An 816-nucleotide genomic window follows, 5' to 3' on the forward strand; every position below is an offset into this window, starting at 1 on the left:
GAAAACGGTCACATAAGATGTGAGATAGTCTATGTGTACAAAAGGAGGGCATTTCTATGAAAGCAACAGGTATTGTACGAAAAATGGATGAGCTTGGTCGAGTTGTGATACCGAAGGAAACGAGGCGCACACTCAACATTCACGAAAAAGAACCATTAGAAATATTTATAGAAGGTGAAACGATTATTCTACAGAAATATCAATCGTATGGTACTTGTCCCATAACAGGAGAAATTTCTTCCCAGAATATCAAACTAGCGGATGGAAAGTTGACGTTGAGCCCAGAAGGGGCGAAACAGCTTCTGGAGGAATTAGAACAGTATCTCGAAAGAGCTTGAGAATAAGGGGGGAATCAAATGTTGGAAAGAAAACCACATGCACTTCAAAAGGAAAGACCAAAAGCTATGGTATCGCTTCAAGAACGGTTATTACAAGAAGCGATGCAAGAGAAAAAGAATGTGACGCTAATTTTATTGAAAGGTCTTCATATTAAAGGAACAATACAAGGATATGATGTATATTCGATTTTGATAGAGGCGGAAGGAAAGCAACAGTTTGTATATAAACATGCGATCTCTACAATTCGATTCTAAAATAAAACAGTAGCATGATTCCTACTGGATTTATGCTACTGTTAAAGAAATATTATTTAGCGTTTACAGCTTCTTTTAATGCTTTCGCCGCTTTAAAGGCAGGTGTTTTTCTCGCAGGAATGGTAAGAGCGTCCCCAGTCTGTGGGTTGCGTCCTTCACGGGCAGCACGTTCTCTAACTTCGAATGTACCGAAGCTAAGTAGCTGAACATGTTCTCCAGTTTG

Annotated in this window: 3 protein-coding genes; 2 read left to right on the forward strand and 1 reads right to left on the reverse strand. The window is 39.3% G+C overall.

Annotated features, from left to right (window positions below; translation table 11 throughout):
• Positions 1–56: 56 nt before the first annotated feature.
• Together RT27_RS28385 and hfq are read left to right on the forward strand one after the other, a co-directional pair.
• On the forward strand, positions 57–338 hold the full coding sequence (locus tag RT27_RS28385; protein WP_043938449.1) for an AbrB/MazE/SpoVT family DNA-binding domain-containing protein: 282 nt from the start codon (positions 57–59) through the stop codon (positions 336–338).
• 21 nt (positions 339–359) lie between these two features.
• Entirely contained in the window at positions 360–593 is a 234-nt protein-coding gene (gene hfq, locus RT27_RS28390) for an RNA chaperone Hfq (RefSeq protein ID WP_043938451.1), read from the forward strand.
• Positions 594–645: 52 nt separating this feature from the next.
• On the opposite strand, the gene RT27_RS28395 is transcribed toward hfq, so the two are convergent.
• Positions 646–816, reverse strand: a 171-nt coding sequence (locus RT27_RS28395) for an HU family DNA-binding protein (protein ID WP_043938450.1), incomplete at its 5' end; no start/stop codon positions are given.

Source organism: Bacillus sp. L_1B0_5 (genome assembly GCF_000836715.1).
Classification (GTDB): domain Bacteria; phylum Bacillota; class Bacilli; order Bacillales; family Bacillaceae_G; genus Bacillus_A; species Bacillus_A thuringiensis_S.

What these genes read in the sequence shown, in the direction of transcription:
- RT27_RS28385 (WP_043938449.1), top strand. Translation starts at nt 57, where the DNA reads ATGAAAGCAACAGGTATTGTACGAAAAATGGATGAGCTTGGTCGAGTT.